This is a genomic window from Pseudomonas sp. S2_B10, from assembly GCF_054668425.1.
Genome location: NZ_CP162768.1, coordinates 4158653 through 4175740 on the forward strand (window position 1 = coordinate 4158653; position 17088 = coordinate 4175740).

12 protein-coding genes are annotated in these 17088 nt (G+C 56.4%); 4 read left to right on the plus strand and 8 right to left on the minus strand.

Annotated features, from left to right (window positions below; translation table 11 throughout):
* Positions 1–8: 8 nt before the first annotated feature.
* Positions 9–1718, plus strand: coding sequence for a single-stranded-DNA-specific exonuclease RecJ (recJ, locus tag AB4O45_RS18475; protein WP_460160416.1), 1710 nt, complete (start codon positions 9–11; stop codon positions 1716–1718).
* A 255-nt stretch (positions 1719–1973) separates the two neighbouring features.
* Positions 1974–3080: an NADH:flavin oxidoreductase/NADH oxidase gene (locus AB4O45_RS18480; protein WP_039759093.1), complete on the plus strand. Its 1107-nt coding sequence runs from the start codon at positions 1974–1976 to the stop codon at positions 3078–3080.
* Between the two features lie 199 nt (positions 3081–3279).
* Here AB4O45_RS18480 and AB4O45_RS18485 read toward each other — a convergent pair whose 3' ends face one another.
* The gene (locus AB4O45_RS18485; protein WP_095180451.1) at positions 3280–4908 is read right to left on the minus strand and encodes a glucan biosynthesis protein D; all 1629 of its coding nucleotides are present in this window, start codon (positions 4906–4908) and stop codon (positions 3280–3282) included.
* Positions 4909–5311: 403 nt separating this feature from the next.
* Between AB4O45_RS18485 and AB4O45_RS18490 the strand changes: the two genes are divergently transcribed.
* On the plus strand, positions 5312–5497 hold the full coding sequence (locus AB4O45_RS18490; protein WP_041478186.1) for a hypothetical protein: 186 nt from the start codon (positions 5312–5314) through the stop codon (positions 5495–5497).
* 179 nt (positions 5498–5676) lie between these two features.
* The gene (locus AB4O45_RS18495; RefSeq protein ID WP_095180453.1) at positions 5677–6399 is read left to right on the plus strand and encodes a tellurite resistance TerB family protein; all 723 of its coding nucleotides are present in this window, start codon (positions 5677–5679) and stop codon (positions 6397–6399) included.
* A gap of 124 nt (positions 6400–6523) precedes the next feature.
* Here AB4O45_RS18495 and AB4O45_RS18500 read toward each other — a convergent pair whose 3' ends face one another.
* From AB4O45_RS18500 to AB4O45_RS18530, 7 genes are all read right to left on the minus strand, one after another.
* Positions 6524–6868 (minus strand): hypothetical protein, encoded by a 345-nt coding sequence (locus AB4O45_RS18500; protein WP_071174496.1) that lies wholly within the window; start codon positions 6866–6868, stop codon positions 6524–6526.
* A 185-nt stretch (positions 6869–7053) separates the two neighbouring features.
* Positions 7054–7263: a barstar family protein gene (locus AB4O45_RS18505; RefSeq protein ID WP_241089686.1), complete on the minus strand. Its 210-nt coding sequence runs from the start codon at positions 7261–7263 to the stop codon at positions 7054–7056.
* A 178-nt stretch (positions 7264–7441) separates the two neighbouring features.
* The gene (locus AB4O45_RS18510) at positions 7442–8665 is read right to left on the minus strand and encodes a hypothetical protein (protein WP_460160417.1); all 1224 of its coding nucleotides are present in this window, start codon (positions 8663–8665) and stop codon (positions 7442–7444) included.
* A 374-nt stretch (positions 8666–9039) separates the two neighbouring features.
* On the minus strand, positions 9040–9456 hold the full coding sequence (locus tag AB4O45_RS18515) for a hypothetical protein (RefSeq protein ID WP_064364373.1): 417 nt from the start codon (positions 9454–9456) through the stop codon (positions 9040–9042).
* Entirely contained in the window at positions 9453–14183 is a 4731-nt protein-coding gene (locus AB4O45_RS18520; RefSeq protein ID WP_460160418.1) for an RHS repeat-associated core domain-containing protein, read from the minus strand. The genes AB4O45_RS18515 and AB4O45_RS18520 overlap by 4 nt, the downstream gene beginning before the upstream one ends.
* Entirely contained in the window at positions 14180–14923 is a 744-nt protein-coding gene (locus AB4O45_RS18525) for a DUF4123 domain-containing protein (protein ID WP_460161512.1), read from the minus strand. Before AB4O45_RS18525 ends, AB4O45_RS18520 begins: the two co-directional genes overlap by 4 nt.
* Positions 14913–16955, minus strand: a complete 2043-nt coding sequence (locus AB4O45_RS18530) for a type VI secretion system Vgr family protein (protein WP_460160419.1) — start codon at positions 16953–16955, stop codon at positions 14913–14915. The genes AB4O45_RS18525 and AB4O45_RS18530 overlap by 11 nt, the downstream gene beginning before the upstream one ends.
* Positions 16956–17088: the final 133 nt, after the last annotated feature.

The following is a 17088-nucleotide window of genomic DNA, read 5'->3' on the forward strand; positions in this document are numbered from 1 at the left end:
GTCGCCCCATGCGTATCGAACCTCGTCAATTGCCTGCCACGCTGCCTTTCCTCGGTGATCTGCCGCCACTGCTGACCCGCCTGTACGCGGCGCGGGGCGTGCAGTCGGAGGCGGAGCTGGACAAGAGTCTGGCGCGCTTGATCCCGTTCCAGCAGCTCAAAGGCATCGATGCGGCGGTCGACCTGCTGGTGACGGCTCTGGAGCAGTGTCAGCGCATTCTCATTGTTGGCGACTTCGATGCGGACGGCGCCACCGCCAGCACTGTCGGTGTCCTCGGTCTGCGCCTGTTGGGCGCGGCGCATGTCGATTACCTGGTGCCGAACCGCTTCGAATACGGCTACGGCCTGACGCCGGAAATCGTCGAAGTCGCGCTGACCCGTGAACCGCAATTATTGATCACCGTCGACAATGGTATTTCCAGTGTCGAAGGCGTCGCGGCGGCCAAGCGCGCCGGACTGAAGGTGTTGATCACCGACCACCACTTGCCCGGCGATGAACTGCCGCAGGCTGATGCGCTGGTCAATCCGAATCAGCCGGGCTGCGAATTTCCGAGCAAAGCGCTGGCCGGCGTCGGGGTGATCTTTTACGTACTCATGGCGTTGCGCGCGCGTCTGCGCAGCCTCGGCTGGTACGAGAGCAAGCCACAACCGAACATCGGCGAACTGCTCGATCTGGTGGCGCTGGGCAGCGTCGCCGACGTGGTGCCGCTGGATGCCAACAACCGCATTCTTGTGCATCAAGGGCTGGAGCGGATTCGCGCCGGCCGGGCACGGCCGGGGATCAAGGCGATTCTCGAAGTCGCCAAGCGAGAGGCTGCGCGGATCACTTCCACCGACCTCGGTTTCATCGTCGGCCCGCGCCTGAACGCCGCCGGACGTCTGGACGACATGAGCCTGGGCATCGAATGCCTGCTTACGGCCGACGCCAATCTGGCGCGGGAAATGGCTGCGCAACTGGACGGCATGAACCAGGATCGCAAATCCATCGAGCAGGGCATGCAGCGTGAAGCGCTGGCGCAGCTCAAGGATCTGCCGGTCGAGTCGATGCCTTTTGGTCTGTGCCTGTTCGATCCGGAGTGGCATCAGGGCGTGATCGGCATCCTCGCCTCGCGCATGAAAGAGCGCTATTTCCGCCCGACCATTGCCTTCGCCGATGCCGGTGATGGTCTGCTCAAGGGCTCCGGTCGCTCGGTGCAGGGCTTCCATATTCGCGATGCGCTGAGTGTGGTCGCGGCGCAGCATCCGAACCTGATCACCAAATATGGTGGTCATGCGATGGCCGCTGGTCTGACCTTGCCGCAGGAGAATTTTCCGCTGTTCGCCGAGGCATTTGACGCTGAAGTGCGTAGGCAACTTCGCGAAGAAGACCTCACTGGGCGGATGCTTTCAGATGGCACGCTGGCCGTTGAAGAGTTTCATCTCGAACTGGCCCGCGCCTTGCGCCACGCCGGGCCGTGGGGGCAGCATTTTCCCGAGCCGCTGTTTCACGGTGTGTTTCAACTGGTCGAGCAGCGCGTGGTCGGCGAACGGCATTTGAAAGTGGTGCTGAAAAGCGAATGCGGTTCGGTGAAGCTCGATGGCATCGCGTTTGGCATTGATCGCGATGTGTGGCCGAACCCGACGATTCAATGGGTTGAACTGGCTTACAAGCTCGACGTTAACGAGTTTCGTGGCAACGAGACTGTGCAGTTGATGATTGCTCATATCGAACCGCGCTGAAGATCAAAAGATCGCAGCCTTCGGCAGCTCCTACAGGGGATCGCATTCCTCTGTTGGAGCTGCCGAAGGCTGCGATCTTTTCTGGAACCCCCCAAGATCCCCGGTTGTCGACTAGGCTCTAAGCACTGCTTGATTGGCCTTGTGACGTCTTGTCGTTTTTTTGCCCGCGGGGGCGGGTGCTGCACCCTTTTTCTGTCACTCGTCGACTTTTCAAACAGAACCCTGGAGCCTGCCCACTGATTCGAGAGGTGCCCCATGAGTCTGCTGCTTGAACCCTTTACTCTTCGCCAACTGACCCTGCCCAACCGCATCGCCGTGTCGCCGATGTGCCAGTACTCCAGCGTCGACGGCCTGGCCAACGACTGGCACCTGGTGCACCTGGGTAGCCGCGCGGTGGGCGGTGCCGGTCTGGTTTTCACCGAAGCCACGGCGGTTACCGCCGACGGACGCATCACCGCCGAAGACCTTGGACTGTGGAACGACGAACAGATCGAACCGCTGCAACGCATCACTCGCTTCATCACCGCCCAGGGCGCGGTCGCCGGTATTCAACTGGCCCACGCCGGGCGCAAGGCCAGCACCCACCGGCCGTGGATCGGCAAGCATGGCAGTGTCAAACCCGAGGACGGCGGCTGGACGCCGGTCGGGCCATCGCCGATTGCTTTCGACCCGCAGCACACCCAACCGAAGCAGCTGGATGAAGGGCAGATCGCCGAAGTGATCCAGGCCTTTGTCGACGCGGCCAAACGCGCGCTGACGGCGGGTTTCAGCGTGGTCGAGGTGCATGCCGCACACGGCTATCTGCTGCATCAGTTTCTTTCGCCGCTGAGCAACCAACGTCGCGATCAGTACGGTGGTTCGTTCGAGAATCGTATCCGTCTGGTGCTGCAAGTCACTGAAGCGGTGAGGGCGGTATGGCCGGAGGAATTGCCGGTGTTTGTCCGCGTCTCGGCGACCGATTGGGTCGAAGATGGCTGGAATCCGGATGAGACCGTGGAGCTTGCGCGCCGCCTTCATACGCTGGGCGCCGATCTCATTGACGTGTCTTCAGGGGGGACTGCTGCAAACGCGGAAATCCCGGTTGGACCCGGATATCAGACGCGCTTCGCCGAGCGTGTACGCAAAGAGTCAGGCATCGCCACCGGTACTGTCGGAATGATTACCGAGCCGGCCCAGGCCGAGCACATTCTGCGTACCTGTCAGGCCGATATCATTTTCCTCGCGCGCGAACTGCTGCGCGATCCGTACTGGCCGCTGCATGCCGACGATGATCTGGGCGGGCGCAAAGCAGTGTGGCCGGCGCAGTATCAGCGCGCGACCCATCGGGATCAGCCGATTCATGAATCGGATTTGCGCGATTGATTGAAGGCTGGAAAGGAAAAGCCCCGAGCCGGTGATGGCCGGGGCTTTGGTTTGTCTGATGCGGCCTCGCTGTCTGCGCTGCCGTCATCGCGGGCAAGCCCGCTCCCACAGATTCGAGTCGACTACAGGTCTTGTGATCAACCCACCACTGTGGGAGCTGGCTTGCCGGCGATTAGGCCCGTTCAGGCGCTACAAAACCTCAAGGGTATTTACGCTTGTCCGGCGCCGGCGGGAAATACTGGTACAACCAGGTCTCGCTCAACGTGCGGTCATTGGTGCGAATGAACAGACGCAGTTCCACTGGCTCGACGCTGTCATTGGTCGGGTACCAGTCGAACAGGATCCGGTACCCCTTGATGTCATCCAGCACCAGCACGCTGAAGTCCTGCACCTTGCCGTTGGAGCAGGTGATCACCGGCTCGATTCCGGTGCCCTGTGGCAGGCGCTCGAGGCCGCCACCGGTGAAGTCCACGGCAAAGCGCCGCGCCCAGACTGGCGGGTAATGCTCACCCGGCGCCCAACCCTCGGTGAAGCCGCCCATGCCTGAACGCGTTGCGTGCACCCGTGCCAGTGGCGTGCCCACCGGTGGCAGCGCGCTCCAATACAGTTTGTACCCGTAGTTCAGCGAATCACCGGCAGCCACGGGTTTCTTCGGCGTCCAGAACGCAACGATGTTATCCAGCGTCTCGCCGGTCGTAGGAATTTCCAGCAGATCGATAGAGCCTTCGCCCCAGGCGGTTGTAGGTTCTACCCACAGGCTCGGGCGCTTGCTGTACCAGTCGACAGTGTCCTGATAGTTGGCGAATTCGTGGTCGGTCTGCACCAGGCCGAAACCCTTCGGGTCCTTGTCGGCAAATGCATTGAATTGCAGCGTCGCCGGGTTGTTCAACGGCCGGCAGATCCACTCGCCATTGCCGCGCCACATTGCCAGGCGATCGGAGTCGTGAATCTGCGGATGAATGGTGTCGCACATGCGCCGTTCGTGGGTGCCGCAGCTGAACATGCTCGTCATTGGCGCCACGCCGAGTTGTTCGATGGTGGTACGAGCATTGATGTGCGCGTCGATTTCCATGACCACGCGCTCGGCCTGGCAATCGATGTCAAAGCGATAGGCGCCGGTCGCGCTCGGCGAGTCGAGCAGGGCGTAGACCACAAAACGTGTGGCGTTCTTGTCAGGCGTCTCGAACCAGAACTTGGTGAAGTCGGGAAACTCTTCGCGTTTCTTCGCGTAAGTGTCGATGGCCAGGCCGCGCGCGGAGAGGCCATATTGGCCAGTGGCATCGACCGCACGGAAATAGCTGGCGCCGAGAAACGACACCACGTCATGCCGATCCAGCTCCGGCGCCTTGAACAGTTTGAAGCCGGCAAAACCCAGGTCGCCCTTGAGCTGCTGGGTGTCGACCGAAGTGTTCTCGTAATTGAACAGCGCCGGACGGAAATGCACCTCGCGCGCCATGCGCGTCTTCGGATCAACGCTGTACATGCGCACCGGCTGACGGAAACCCATGCCGACGTGGAAGAACTGCACGTCCAGCTGACCTTTGTTTTCCTTCCACAAGGAATGCTCGCCGTCGTAGCGGATCGCGTTGAAATTTTGCGGAGTCATGGTCGCCAGGGTTGGCGGCAACACCTGTTTCGTATCCTGATAGGCACTGCCGGCGAGCTGCTTGGCCTGACGCTTCAACGCCTCGAAATCGAAGGCCTGGGCCTCGCCATCGGCGGCGCCGCCATTGGCTGCCCAAGCGCGGGCGGCCAACAGGCCCGACGCGGAAAGACCGGTATAGGCCGCAATGGCCATGGACGCTTTGAGCAAATTCCTGCGGTGCATAAATACAACCTGTCGTGTGCAATCCAGCGCCGTTCCTGGCACCTGTCGGATCGGAAATTACGGTTCGGTCATGCCTTCGGCCAAACGCAACGGACTATAAACAGATGCCCGCTAGCTTAATCGGTTCGATTGTCGGGCAAAAAGGGTTGTTTGCGTTGCGTCATCTGGCAATGAAACAAGACATGTCTGTAATTTTTCTGACAGGGTTCTCTGATTTAGAGGGCATATCTGCTTTTTTCGATTAATTACTCTAAAAACCGCTTTTCAACGCCGATTTAATTCCTATTCTATGGGCAAGACCGGATACAAGCCTTCGTGCCGGCGGGGCACACGACGCTGCTCGAAGAGGCAGGGCGATGTGAGGTTCAGCAGTTTCTTGACTCAATAGAGAAGGACATCGTCCATGGCAAAAATACAGAGCATCACCGAAATGTTGGGCATCTTCCCTTGCTTGGGCGGCGGGCGCAGAAGACGCCGCCTCAATTCCGAAGAATTGAAACTGGTGGAGCGTTATCGAGAACTATCGGAAAGCGACCGGATTGCCATGCGCTATCTGGTGGATGCGATGCGGAGTGTTTCGCGATTCTAAGGGGGAGGGGAGAAGGGGGCCGGCCGAGAAGCCTGCCCCTTTTTCATTTGCGTAACGCTCGAAACATGCCCTTCTGAGTGGCGAGCAACATCTCGAAGCACACTCGCAGGTCGGGGTCGGGCACTTTCGAACTAGGCTGAGGGCCTTAGATCCGGATAACCCTTGTTTGGAGACGGAACATGAACACCCGTGGATTGCTCGATCAACTGCTCAAGTCCGGGCAGGAAATGCTGCAGAACAAGACTGGTGGCGCTTCCAACAAGTCGGCTGCCAGCGGACTGGGCGGTTTGCTCGGTGGCTCGTCTGGCTCCAGCGGCCTCGGCGGCCTGCTGTCCGGCGCGGGCGGCGGCGCATTGGCCGCGGGCGCGATGGGCCTGCTGCTCGGCAACAAAAAAGTCCGCAAGGTCGGCGGCAAAGTCGCCATCTACGGCGGCCTCGCCGCGCTGGGCGTGCTGGCCTACAAGGCCTACGGCAACTACAACGCTCAGAAAGGCAGCGCACCACAACGCGAACCACAAACGCTCGACCGCCTGCCACCCGCGCAAGTCGAAGAACACAGTCAGGCGATCCTCAAAGCCCTGGTCGCCGCCGCCAAGGCCGACGGCCACATCGACGAGCGCGAGCGCGAACTGATCGAAGGCGAATTCACCAAACTCGACAACGACCAGGAACTGCAACACTGGCTCCACGCCGAACTCAACAAACCCCTCGACCCCACCGACGTCGCCCGCGCGGCGAGCACGCCGGAAATGGCGGCGGAGATGTACATCGCCAGTGTGATGCTGGTGGATGAGGAGAATTTTATGGAGAAGAGCTATCTGGATGAACTGGCACGGCAGTTGAAGCTGGAGCCGGGGTTGAAGGTGGAGTTGGAGAGGCAGGTGCGGTTGGCGGCAGATTGATTCTATGGGGTGAGAAATCGCAGTGTTGTGCTGCGATTTTTCCTGTGTCGCTTATTGAGGCGTCAATACAGATTTAGCTCGGAAAGCCGTTTTTAATCTTTTTGATTCGTGAACAATGATGTAATCAAGCCTCAATCATAAAATCTTCAATTCTTTCAATGAATTCGATTTTGCTTTTGGTTCTGAATTCACCTAGAAACTTTTCGGAGTTTTTGATTGGCTCACCTCTTCTATCGTATTCGATCGTTAGCATATCAATCACAAATTCTCCGTCGGGATCCCCTTCGGGCTCGACTCTCGTGTCAAAGCAATGGCCGGTACTCTGGCGGACTCCTCCGATCAGTACCGAACTAGAGAACCAGTTGCAAGTCTCCGGTGTCAGCTCCACCTCAAAGAGATTGTTGATTGTTATTGTCCAGCCGCTTGGTACTCTGATAGGTTGGAGCTTGTATTCGAGTTTTGATCTCATTGGGTCTCTTCAAATCTTTGCATTCGTGAATACTTTGCTCTGATCATTCAAACGATAATCGTGCTTACTGCAGCGTTGAACAAGTGCGCTGGCAAGTATCAATTTTTTTTACTTTAATTTGTATTCGAGTTTTTCATCTAAACCCAGGGATATGTCCTGATTTTTTGTTCGCTCAAATATAAATATTATTTTTTAAAAGTTTCGCCCATGCTTTGTTCAGATTCTTTCGAATTTTTCCATACTATTTCAATCGGACGCTCCACGTCCGTACTGAGCAAATCCCACAGAGAATTTAGGTTGTTTCCATAGTACTGAGCCCAAGAAAATGCAGAAGCTATCCGCTTGTGGAAATCCTGCTCGGAAGAAATGGATAGGCCGTCAAGTTCAATTATCATTCAGGTTATTTCCACTTTCCTATTGGGCTGACAGCGCCCATCCGCTCTGAGCAGCCTGCCTTAAGAAAAGGGGACAGATTTATATTCAGTTTGAAGAAAGAAATCTGTCCTCTTTTACTCAGTCCCTTTTGCTCAGAAGACAAAGCGACCACATGATCGCTCTGTCTTCAGAGATGAATTAGACCTCCTGCCGCCAAGCGGAAAACGTGATCACTGTGCCGGCTTCTTTTCTATTGGTGATTTCTACTTTATAGGTACCACCATTGATGCGGCCTTCAACGAGCGCTTTGCGCTCGTTGCCGCTGACTTCGGCGTCCTTTGCATGTTGCTGATAGAAGTCGATAACATCCGCGTATTCGGTAAAAGTCCTGAGAATGACCTCATATTCATGCTGAGGGCGTCCGGCTATTTTGTCCCAGTCACCGTCAATTGACGTGCCCTCCATACCCGGTGTCGTAAAGACACCGTGAGCGCCGGCGCCAATCAAGTGAGCTCGCTGCGGAAGCAACGGCAGCATCGCTTTTGGAAAATCGGAAGGTAATTGAGCCGCAGTCCAGGCTCCCTGTTTCGGCTGAGTCACGATGTACTCAACGTGGGCAATCTTCTGCGCAGCGGCTCGGCGTTCTGGATCGTCACTCTCCGCCCACAGCGCCATCATAGGAGGCAGTTGCTTACTCCAGGGGATCAAAGCATCGGCGTCAGACTTGCCGGCGCCTTCTGGCTGGAAAATAGTCAGCACGGTTTCCGGCGCATCGTTACAAGTCAATGGTTCCTCGCGAGACTTGACGGTGCAGTGGCCATTGACCAGTCCTACGGCGAGCAACTGCCCCTTGTCGTCCAGCAGCAATGCGGCGCGCTCGAACCCGTTGTTACCGTCGTCCATGGCAGTGATCATTTTTCTGCCGGGAGGCACACCATCAACAAAAGTCGACATTTCTGAGTCGAGCGCTTCAAGAACCTGCTGCACGATCATCGTATTGTCATTGGTGTAACTTCCGGTTTGGTAGCCAAAAAAATCAACGAGTGCAGAACGAACCGCCGGGTCTTGGTTGAGCTTGTGAGCCCGTTCTGGACTGGCTTCGTTTGTAAGCAACAAGACAGTTGTGCCGTCGGGACGTTGTTCGGATCGTAGTGACAGCGCGCTTGCGCTTAGGGAGAAGGTAAGGGCTAGAAGCAAGGTGAGAGTGCGGCTTAAGTGTTTCAAGATAACAGTCCTTTGATTATTTAATCCGTGAGAGTGGTCGCAGAGATTTGATCTGGTGATTATGCGTTGAGCATAAGTTTTCTGTTTTTCATTATTCTTGAATGGAGAGTTTAAGTTGACAGTCGCCTTGAAGGTTTCAGTGACGTATTTTTCACGCATATCAGGCGGCTCAGCAGATTTCTTCGTACAGCTAAGCATTCAAGGCTTCCAGAATTCAATTCCCTCCACATGACGCTCTATGTCATCCATGTCAATCCTCACCAGGAATTGGGGCGAAATTTTTGCTGATGATTTTTTGATCTTGGATTGGTCGCTGAGTGACGTATCATCGTTAATGAACTCGGTTGTAGTTTTTGATATTCTCTAACCGGTTTGTCGCTATAGTAACTTCCCATTTTTTGTAGAGGAATCAAGGTAAATTCAATGTTTGCGAGTGCTTTCAGAGTATCTTCGATGATGAGTGTGATTATCCTGTTTTTTATATTTGTTTTCTCTGATTGAATGGCGCAAATGGGGGCGGATTTATTTCAATAGAAAATCGATTTTCCCTATTTTTCTGCTATGTGTCATGTTTAAGTGGTCTCACTAAAATTGATTTCGCCCTCGCTGCTTATGCAGCCTATCAAACTAAACTGCTCGGAGAAAAAATAGGTGTGTTGCGGTATTTCAGAGAATGTCATTATTATTTTTTTAAGATCGGCGGTGTGGAATTTGTAAGCATTCTCAGTTAGCGAGTCGCCGATAAAGGTAATCTCAGTTATTTTGAGATCTTTTGCTTTTTCTGAAATTTCTTCAATGGCTTTGTTAATAGTGTTTTTTGAATGCGATATGCTGTTGGGAAGTGAGCTCCAAGCGATTTTTGATCCAATAAACGGAAAATTTCTATTGATATGTGAGACGGCGTTGTCATGCGCATCATTGTTAAGTTTCATGTAGTTAATGCTGGATTCTAACAATTCTTTCTCAAGTTCTTCGTCGAAGTAGCTCATTTTTTAAATGCCTTTAGTAATTTTAATACGGTTTTTTCGCTTGCATTGAAAAGGTAATGTGGTGCTGGCTTTTTTCCTGACCAAACGTTTATATGTGCGCCGCTTCTTTCATCATATTCGATTCGATAGCCAGTCTTGCCGTCAGCGGTTTGCATGCCTACAACCTTCCCGGCATTTGTACCAAACTTCCCAATGGTTGGCTTTTCTGCTTTGAATCCATTGCTTTCAAGCCATTCAAGTGCCTTATTGCGCGCTTGCTCGAAATGCTCAAATTTAAGTGTCTCGCCAACCTCGGGCGGGGTCGTTTTTTGCGGAGGCTTTTTCGGAGTGGCACCGTTTGTCTGTTTACACACCAGCCCCAACGGATCCACCCACCCCGTAGGGTTAGGCACGTACTGGTAGCTGTTCAACCCACCCGCAAGCTTGATCGGGTCCGGCGTCAAGAACCGCCCAGTGCTCGGATTGTAGTAGCGGTGGCGGTTGTAATGTAACCCTGTCTCGACGTCGAAGTACTGACCCTGAAAACGCAGCGGGTTATCGATTTCGCTGATATCCAGCGCTGCGAGATTGCCGTAGGCGCGGTACTTTGCCGACCACATGATTTCGCCACTGTAGTCGGTGAGCTCTTGCGGAGTGCCAAGGTGGTCGAGTTGATAGTAGAACGGGGCAGCCTTTAGTGGGCCTTCGCCGTCGAGCATCGCCAACGGGCGGAAGCTGCCCGGCTCGTAGATGTAGCTGCGATAACGTTTTTCTGCGCTTTCGGCGATGAGGCGTTCGCCTTGCCAGAGGAATTCAGTGGTGTGGCCGTCGACGGTTTTCTCGATGCGGCGGCCGAAGGCGTCGTATTTGTAGCTTGCGGTGCTGCCGCCTGGCAGACTCACGCCGATCAGGCGGTGTTGGCAGTCGTAGCGGTATTCGGTGATGAGCTTTTGGCCGTTGCCGCGACGCTCGCGGATCAAATTTCCGTACGCGTCGTAGTCGTAGTGGCGGTCGCCCTGCATGAGCAGGCGGTTACCTTTGACGTTGGCGAGGTTGGCTGCGGGCAGGTCATTTTGCCCGAGGAGGTTGCCTGCCGGGTCGTGAGCGAAGCTCTCTGGCATGGCGCCGCGGACACTGATCAGGCGATCCAGTGGATCGTAGTGATAGCTGCGGTTGCCTTTGCGGCTGTCGTTGATGCCAGTGAGGTTGCCGTTGGCATCGTAGTTGTAGCGACGCTGGAACAGGTGTTTGTCCCGCTGGCTGACGCTGTGTGCTTGAAGTCGGCCCTGTTCGTCGTATTGGTACTGGCTGAGCAGCAAGCCTTGTTGGCGTTGTTGTTCGCGGCCGGCACTGAACTGGTGGCTGGTCAGGCGTGAGCCATTGAGGTCGATGCTGCTCAGGCGCCCACCGGACAAATGACGGTAATCAAGCGTGCAGCCGTCCGGCAGACGGCAGTGGCTGAGTTGACCGACGCTGTCGTATGCATAACGCGTGGTGCCCCAGCCCTGATGCTCGGTGATCAAGCGATCTTGTACGTCGTATTCATAAGCGAGCGGCCAATGGCCGTCGTCGACGTTAACCAATCGACCCAGTGCGTCATAGCTGTAGTGAATCTCCTCGCCATCGGGCAGCTTCTTGACCAGCAAACGGCCAGCGGCATCGCGCTGGTATTCGGTAATCAGTTCGCTACCGTCATCGCCGAATTCGGTCTTCTTCAGCAGTTGGCCGTTGAGGTCGTACTCGTACGCGGTGCGGCGGCTGTCGAAGCCGGTTTCCTGCTGGATCAGGCCGTTCGGGTAGTAATCGAGTTGGTAGCGTTCGCCGCGCTCGTTTTCGATCTCGGTGAGGTTGAGTTGCGAGTTGTCGTAGCGGTAGCGCAGTTGGCTGCCGTCGGGGTTGATGCGGCGGCTGACCAGATGCAGGTTGTCAGCGTATTCGTAGCGGGTGATGCGGCCGAGCTCGTCACGTTCTGCGGTGACGCGGCCATAAGGATTGTAGGTAAACGCGCGGGTGGCGCCGCCGGGCAGGGTGACTTGGGTCAGGCGGTCGACGGCGTCCCATTGATATTGGGTGATCGCGCCGAATTCGTCCTGGCGAGTGATTTGCCGGCCGAGGGCATCGTAGCGGTATTTTCGTTGACCGCCGTCCGGCAGGCGCTCTTCCAACAACTGGCCGAGGTTGTTCCAGCCCAGTTGATGACGACTGCCGTCGGAGTGACGGATCTCCAGCAAGCGTCCCTGACGGTCATAGCTGTAGAAGGTCTCGTTGCCGTCAGGATCGGTTTGTTGGGTGATATCGCCCTGACGGTTGCGTTCGTATTTCCAGCGGGCCTTGCCGCGCTGGACATCAATAAGTTGACCGTTGAAGTAGTTGTAACGCGTCGGAACACCTTCCGGTGGAATCACTGCAATCAAGCGTCCGGCATCGCTGTACTGATACTCGGTGATCGCTCCCATGGGATCTTTAACAGCAATCAGTCGACCCTGATCGTCATAAGCGTTCTGCGTTTCACCACCGTCGGGCGCGGTCTCACTGACCAGGCGTGCATTTTCGTCATGCACATAGACCAGCTCACTGCCGTCAGCGTTATGGACAATGACCGAGCCTTTATCGTCCCACTCGTAACGCGCTTCCATCTGCGCATAATTGGCCCAATGACGCACGCATCGGGACAGCTTGCCTTCACGCTCCCACTCCCAGAAGAAGCTAGCCCCTCCGGCCATTTGTCGCTCAAGGATGACGTGCTGATCGTTGTAGCGGTAATGCTCGGTTTCGCCGATCGCATTGGTGGAAGAAATCAGTTGATTGAGTGCGTTGTATCGGTAGGTGACGAGGGTATGAATCGTCAGCCATGGGTCTTGGCGTTCGCCGCGTTCATTGTATTCGTGGCGTTGTTGCTGTTGGTCGACAGCAACGATGTGTCTGTCTTCGTAGCGCAGCAAAAGGGCGCGCCCTGCGCCGTTATCTATGCGCTGGATACGATCAACGAAGTCATAACTGATGTGCAGACGATTTTCGTAAGCATCGCTGATCGCGGTCAGTCGACCGGCACGGAAATGGTAAAAGCGTGTTTTTGCCCCGGCTTGGGTCAAAATGAGTTCGCCGGGTTCATTGCCTAGATAAATTGCTGCCTGAGCCAGACTGTTAGTGATGGCCGGCCGCTGTTCCGTGGGCATCGGGAAACGGGTTTGCCGGTTCTCGTTGTCCGTCCACAGCACACCCTCATCGTCGATCTGCAAGCGATGAGACAATGAATGACTCCAGCCATAGCCGAGGCGGCTATCAATTTCGACTGCACTGCTTCGGTATAGGCGTGTCCACTCAAAAGGCAGCAGGCCACCCAGTTCCCCATCGGTGAGCGTCAGTAACTCTTCACCGGTCACCATCGATACTGGTTCGCCGTCTGAGCACGTGTCGTCGACGCATTGTGCAGGTTTTTTTGCAGGGTTCTTCGGCTGTTCGGGGGCGTTGTCGACGGCCTCTACCTGCTCGATCCGTGAGGCTGGCTCATCTTTTTTACGGGTTTGAATCTGCGCATCGGATTCCGCTTTTCCGCCAGTGACCGGTGGCTTGCTCTTCGGAGCTGTCGCGGTTTCGGCAGGTTTGGGAGCGGCAATCTGAACATCCGCTTTGCGTGCCGGATTGAATTTCGAATCACCATTGAGTAGCAACGGCTTCGATGCTTCGGTATGGGGCGTCGCTTTGGACTTGCTGACTTTCATCAACATGCCGGTGAAGTCTTCAATCAGCTTTATGACTTTGCCGCTGCTTTGTACCCCTTTGACGGCTTTTGTACCCACGCGTACGGCCAAGCCAAGACCACCAGTCAAGACAACGCCGATCAAAATGTTGAGCAGGAACTCTGTCGACATTTGCGCCAGCACTTCGGTACAAGTCTGCGGCGGCAGCATTTTCACCCAGGCCACGATGGCCGCGACGTATATCCACATCAACGGCTCATCGCTCGCGATCAATAAAGCAGTGTGAATAGCGTCGGCAGAGGCGTCGTAAATTTTCTTGATCTGTTCTTCAGTGAAAAAGTTTTTCAGCTTCTCGTAGTTTTCGCGAGGATGGGCGATGAGGTCGTAGAGACTTTTGATATCGCCCCACAATCCCATAATCGCTTTCATGAAGCCTTCCCAGGCCGCTTCCAGCTCCTGCAAGGCGCGACCTCCAAGGGAGGCATCGGTGTGAGCTTGCCAGAGCGGGAGGAAGCTGGTGCTCCATTCGGTTTGTAGCCAGCCGCCCAACTCGCCGATCACGCCTTGGTAGGAATTGAACAAACTGTCGATCTGGGCACGCGTAGGATTCGGGAAGAAGGTGATTTTGTATTGCTGATTGGGAGTAAGGCCTGAAACTTCAAGAATCCCTGATGCATCAATGGTTTTATTGATGGTCGGGCCAACTTCGTTTTTGCCGATGAAGCGTCCATTGACGACCGGTGTCAGTTGAACTGGCGTATTGCCGATCGGCACAAAGCGCGCGGACTCGAAACTATGGATCAACACCAGCTTGCCGTTCGCAGGACAGTTGGCATAAAGGGTATTTTCTTTCTTGCTGTCCTTGTCAGCCGTGCCAACTTCGTCACCGACTTTGAATTGCTGCTCCGCATCCAGAATGCCGCCGTACCAGGCTTCGGCATGCTCGCGATAATCCTTCAGGCACTTCTTGAAATCGTTGATGATGGCCTGAGCATCGGGTTGTTTTGCTGTGAGACCGCCAACGATCCCGCCCATTAAAACGCTCATACCACCACCTCTTTTTCCAGATAGGCCTTCAACAGCCCGGTAAAGTTTTCTTCCGTGAGTGGCGTGCGTTTAACAAAGCGCGCCACCTTTTGTTTCAGGTTCGATTCGGGAAAGGCGAAATACAGATCGGCGTGTTCCTCTTGCAACCACTGCATCATGTTGCCGATAACGGTCGATGGATTTTCTGCCATTAACCCCTCCAACAACCCCTTCGGCACCTCCCACCACCGCCAGTCCCGCACCTTCGGCACAACTCGCGTGCCCACTTCCAGCGCCTGCCCATTGATCAGATACCGCTCAAACACCGGCAGCACTTCTCCAGCCTTCTCCCCAAGCCCCCGCAGAATCGGATAGATATGCCGCCCATCCCAAAACCGGAAAAACACCTCGGTGCCATCCGGCATTTTCACCTGCGTCAGGCTGCGCAGATGTTCGAACACTTCGTTTGGCTCTGAGCGCGATACGGCCAGCCAGCCCCAGTCGAGGGCGTCGGTTTCGGCGATCCATGGCAGGAAGGCGGAGTTGGCTTTGAGTTCGGTGAGGTAGGGCATCACCGGTTGCCAGGTGGAGTAGGGCGTGCCGCCCCAGATCGGGATGAGCTGGGCGGTGGGTTCGGTGAGGTACAGGGTTTTCAGGGCGTCTGCGTCGCTGGCGGCGCTGATGATCAGGTACAGGCGCTCGCCGCTTTGCAGCGGCTGTTGCGCCAGCCAGTCCTTGGGGGAAATTCGTTCAGATGGCACAGGCACCTGCCTTGCATTTTTCGCATTCTTCACAGAACGGCGCGTTGCGTTTGAGGGTGTTGATCTGCGCCGGGGTCAGGACTTGGCCAGCCTTGTCTGCATCCGCCTGTTTCAACACGCCGGGCATCAATGGCGCGGCGCCCGTACCAACGCCGGGGCTGCCACCGGAATTCATGTTGATCACTGGCCCGCTCATGGTCACGCCGCCGGCGTCGATCTTGATGAAGCTGCCACCGCCGACCAGGGTCAGCTCTGCACCAGCTTCCATCACCACTTTCATGCCGCTGCTCAGGTGGATTTCCTGGCCGGCGTCGATGAACTGGCCGGTGCCGATCTTGATGTGCTGGTTGACGCCGACGGTGAGGTGGTCGTTGGCGCGGGTTTCGACTTTGCGGTCGGCGTAGACGGTGTGGTGTTCTTCGGCCTTGAATTCGCTGTAGCTGTTTTGCTCGACGGTGTCGTGGCGTTCGTTGCCGACGCGGATTTTCTGGTCGTGCTCGATGTTTTCGTCCCAGTCGCGCTGGGCGTGCAGGTAGATTTGTTCCTGGCCTTTTTTGTCTTCGATGCGCAGTTCGTTGTAGCCGCCACCGCCCATGGAACTCAGGGTCTTGAAGGTGCTGCGGGTCTTGTTTGCCGGCAGTGGATAGGGGACGGTGTTTTCCTTGTGGTACAGGCAGCCGCTGATCAGCGGTTGATCGGGGTCGCCTTCAAGGAACGTGACCAGCACTTCCATGCCAATGCGCGGGATGGCGATGCCGCCGTACTGGGCGCCTGCCCAGGCGGAGGAGACGCGCAGCCAGCAACTGGTCTTGTCGTCGGCCTGGCCTTCGCGGTCCCAGTGAAACTGGACTTTGACGCGGCCGTATTCGTCGCAGTGGATTTCTTCTCCTTTCGGGCCGGTAACTACGGCGCTCTGGCTGCCGAGGATGCGTGGTTTCGGGTGGCGCAGCGGCGGGCGGTTGGGTACGTCCCATGGCGTGGCCTGGAAGCGGTTGCGGTAGCCCTGGTGGAAATCGTCTTTGAGTGCGGTGGTGTCGCTGGTCACCGACTCCTCAAGCACTTGCGGCTGCTTGCCTTCGTGCAGGACTTCGGTGAGCAGCCAGAGGTCGTTCCACTTGGCTTTCGGGTGTTCGGTCAGGGCGAGGAAATGGCCGCTGACCAGCAGTGGCTGATCACTCTTGCCTTCGGCCAATTGGAAGTCGCTGCGATGACGTTCGAGGGCGCGTTTGGCCAAATGCTTGCCGCGCTCGCGGTCGATGAAGCGGCCCGGGTAATCGTAGTCTTCGAGGTCGGGCAGGGCGTCGCCACGGTTTTCGCTTTCCAGGGTCAGGCGCGGTTTTTCGAAGTCGTAGTCGCGACGGGTGGTGCGGCTGGTGCGGGTTTCCAGGCGCAGGTCGAAGCGCTTGATAACCGGGTTGCTGGCGACCATGCCGGAGTCTTGCTGATAGGGCACAGGGGCCAGTTTCGGGAACACCGTCTGGTCATCGCCGAAAACGAGCTTGTGCGCGTTGGCGCTGTGCTGGAAGTGGAAGTGAATGCCTTCTTCCTCGCACAGGCGCTGGATGAAGTGCAGATCCGACTCGTCGTATTGCACGCAGTAGATGCGTTCAGGATAGATCGAACCGGTCTTGAATTCGTAGGCGTTGCTCTGGATGCCGTGCTCTTCCAGCACCATGCCGATGATTTTCGGCACGCTGAGGTTCTGGAAGATGCGCTGGTTGATGCGGTGCGCGAGATACGCCAGTTGCGGGCGCAGCGTCACCGAATAACGGGTCAGGCGTTTGCCCGAGTCACCTTGCGCGGCGCGGTAGATCTGGCCATGGATGCCGCTGCCGTCGGGCGACAGCTGCAGGAAGGCCGGTTTGTGCAGCAGGGTTTCGAGGTCCAGCGACGGCTGCTCACTGACCAGCTCCACCTCAAAGACAAAAGGCTGGCTGATGGCTTCCCGGCCGGTGAGGGTAAACACCTGAAAGTCGGCGGAAAGCCCTTCGATGGTCAGGGCAAAGTGGGTTTCATTGGCCGGCGCGAACATCCCTTGTTCCTCGTGCTGTACAGCGGCGCTCGTCGACGGCCGCAAAAAAGCGGCTCAACGTACGCGAAATTCTGGAGGGGCGTAAACAACATCGACCAGCAGAGCTGGCCGATGCGTGTAACGGTCAGCCGTA

What these genes read in the sequence shown, in the direction of transcription:
- recJ (WP_460160416.1), top strand. Translation starts at nt 9, where the DNA reads ATGCGTATCGAACCTCGTCAATTGCCTGCCACGCTGCCTTTCCTCGGT.
- AB4O45_RS18480 (WP_039759093.1), top strand. Translation starts at nt 1,974, where the DNA reads ATGAGTCTGCTGCTTGAACCCTTTACTCTTCGCCAACTGACCCTGCCC.
- AB4O45_RS18485 (WP_095180451.1), bottom strand. Translation starts at nt 4,908, where the DNA reads ATGCACCGCAGGAATTTGCTCAAAGCGTCCATGGCCATTGCGGCCTAT.
- AB4O45_RS18490 (WP_041478186.1), top strand. Translation starts at nt 5,312, where the DNA reads ATGGCAAAAATACAGAGCATCACCGAAATGTTGGGCATCTTCCCTTGC.
- AB4O45_RS18495 (WP_095180453.1), top strand. Translation starts at nt 5,677, where the DNA reads ATGAACACCCGTGGATTGCTCGATCAACTGCTCAAGTCCGGGCAGGAA.
- AB4O45_RS18500 (WP_071174496.1), bottom strand. Translation starts at nt 6,868, where the DNA reads ATGAGATCAAAACTCGAATACAAGCTCCAACCTATCAGAGTACCAAGC.
- AB4O45_RS18505 (WP_241089686.1), bottom strand. Translation starts at nt 7,263, where the DNA reads ATGATAATTGAACTTGACGGCCTATCCATTTCTTCCGAGCAGGATTTC.
- AB4O45_RS18510 (WP_460160417.1), bottom strand. Translation starts at nt 8,665, where the DNA reads ATGCTTAGCTGTACGAAGAAATCTGCTGAGCCGCCTGATATGCGTGAA.
- AB4O45_RS18515 (WP_064364373.1), bottom strand. Translation starts at nt 9,456, where the DNA reads ATGAGCTACTTCGACGAAGAACTTGAGAAAGAATTGTTAGAATCCAGC.
- AB4O45_RS18520 (WP_460160418.1), bottom strand. Translation starts at nt 14,183, where the DNA reads ATGAGCGTTTTAATGGGCGGGATCGTTGGCGGTCTCACAGCAAAACAA.
- AB4O45_RS18530 (WP_460160419.1), bottom strand. Translation starts at nt 16,955, where the DNA reads ATGTTCGCGCCGGCCAATGAAACCCACTTTGCCCTGACCATCGAAGGG.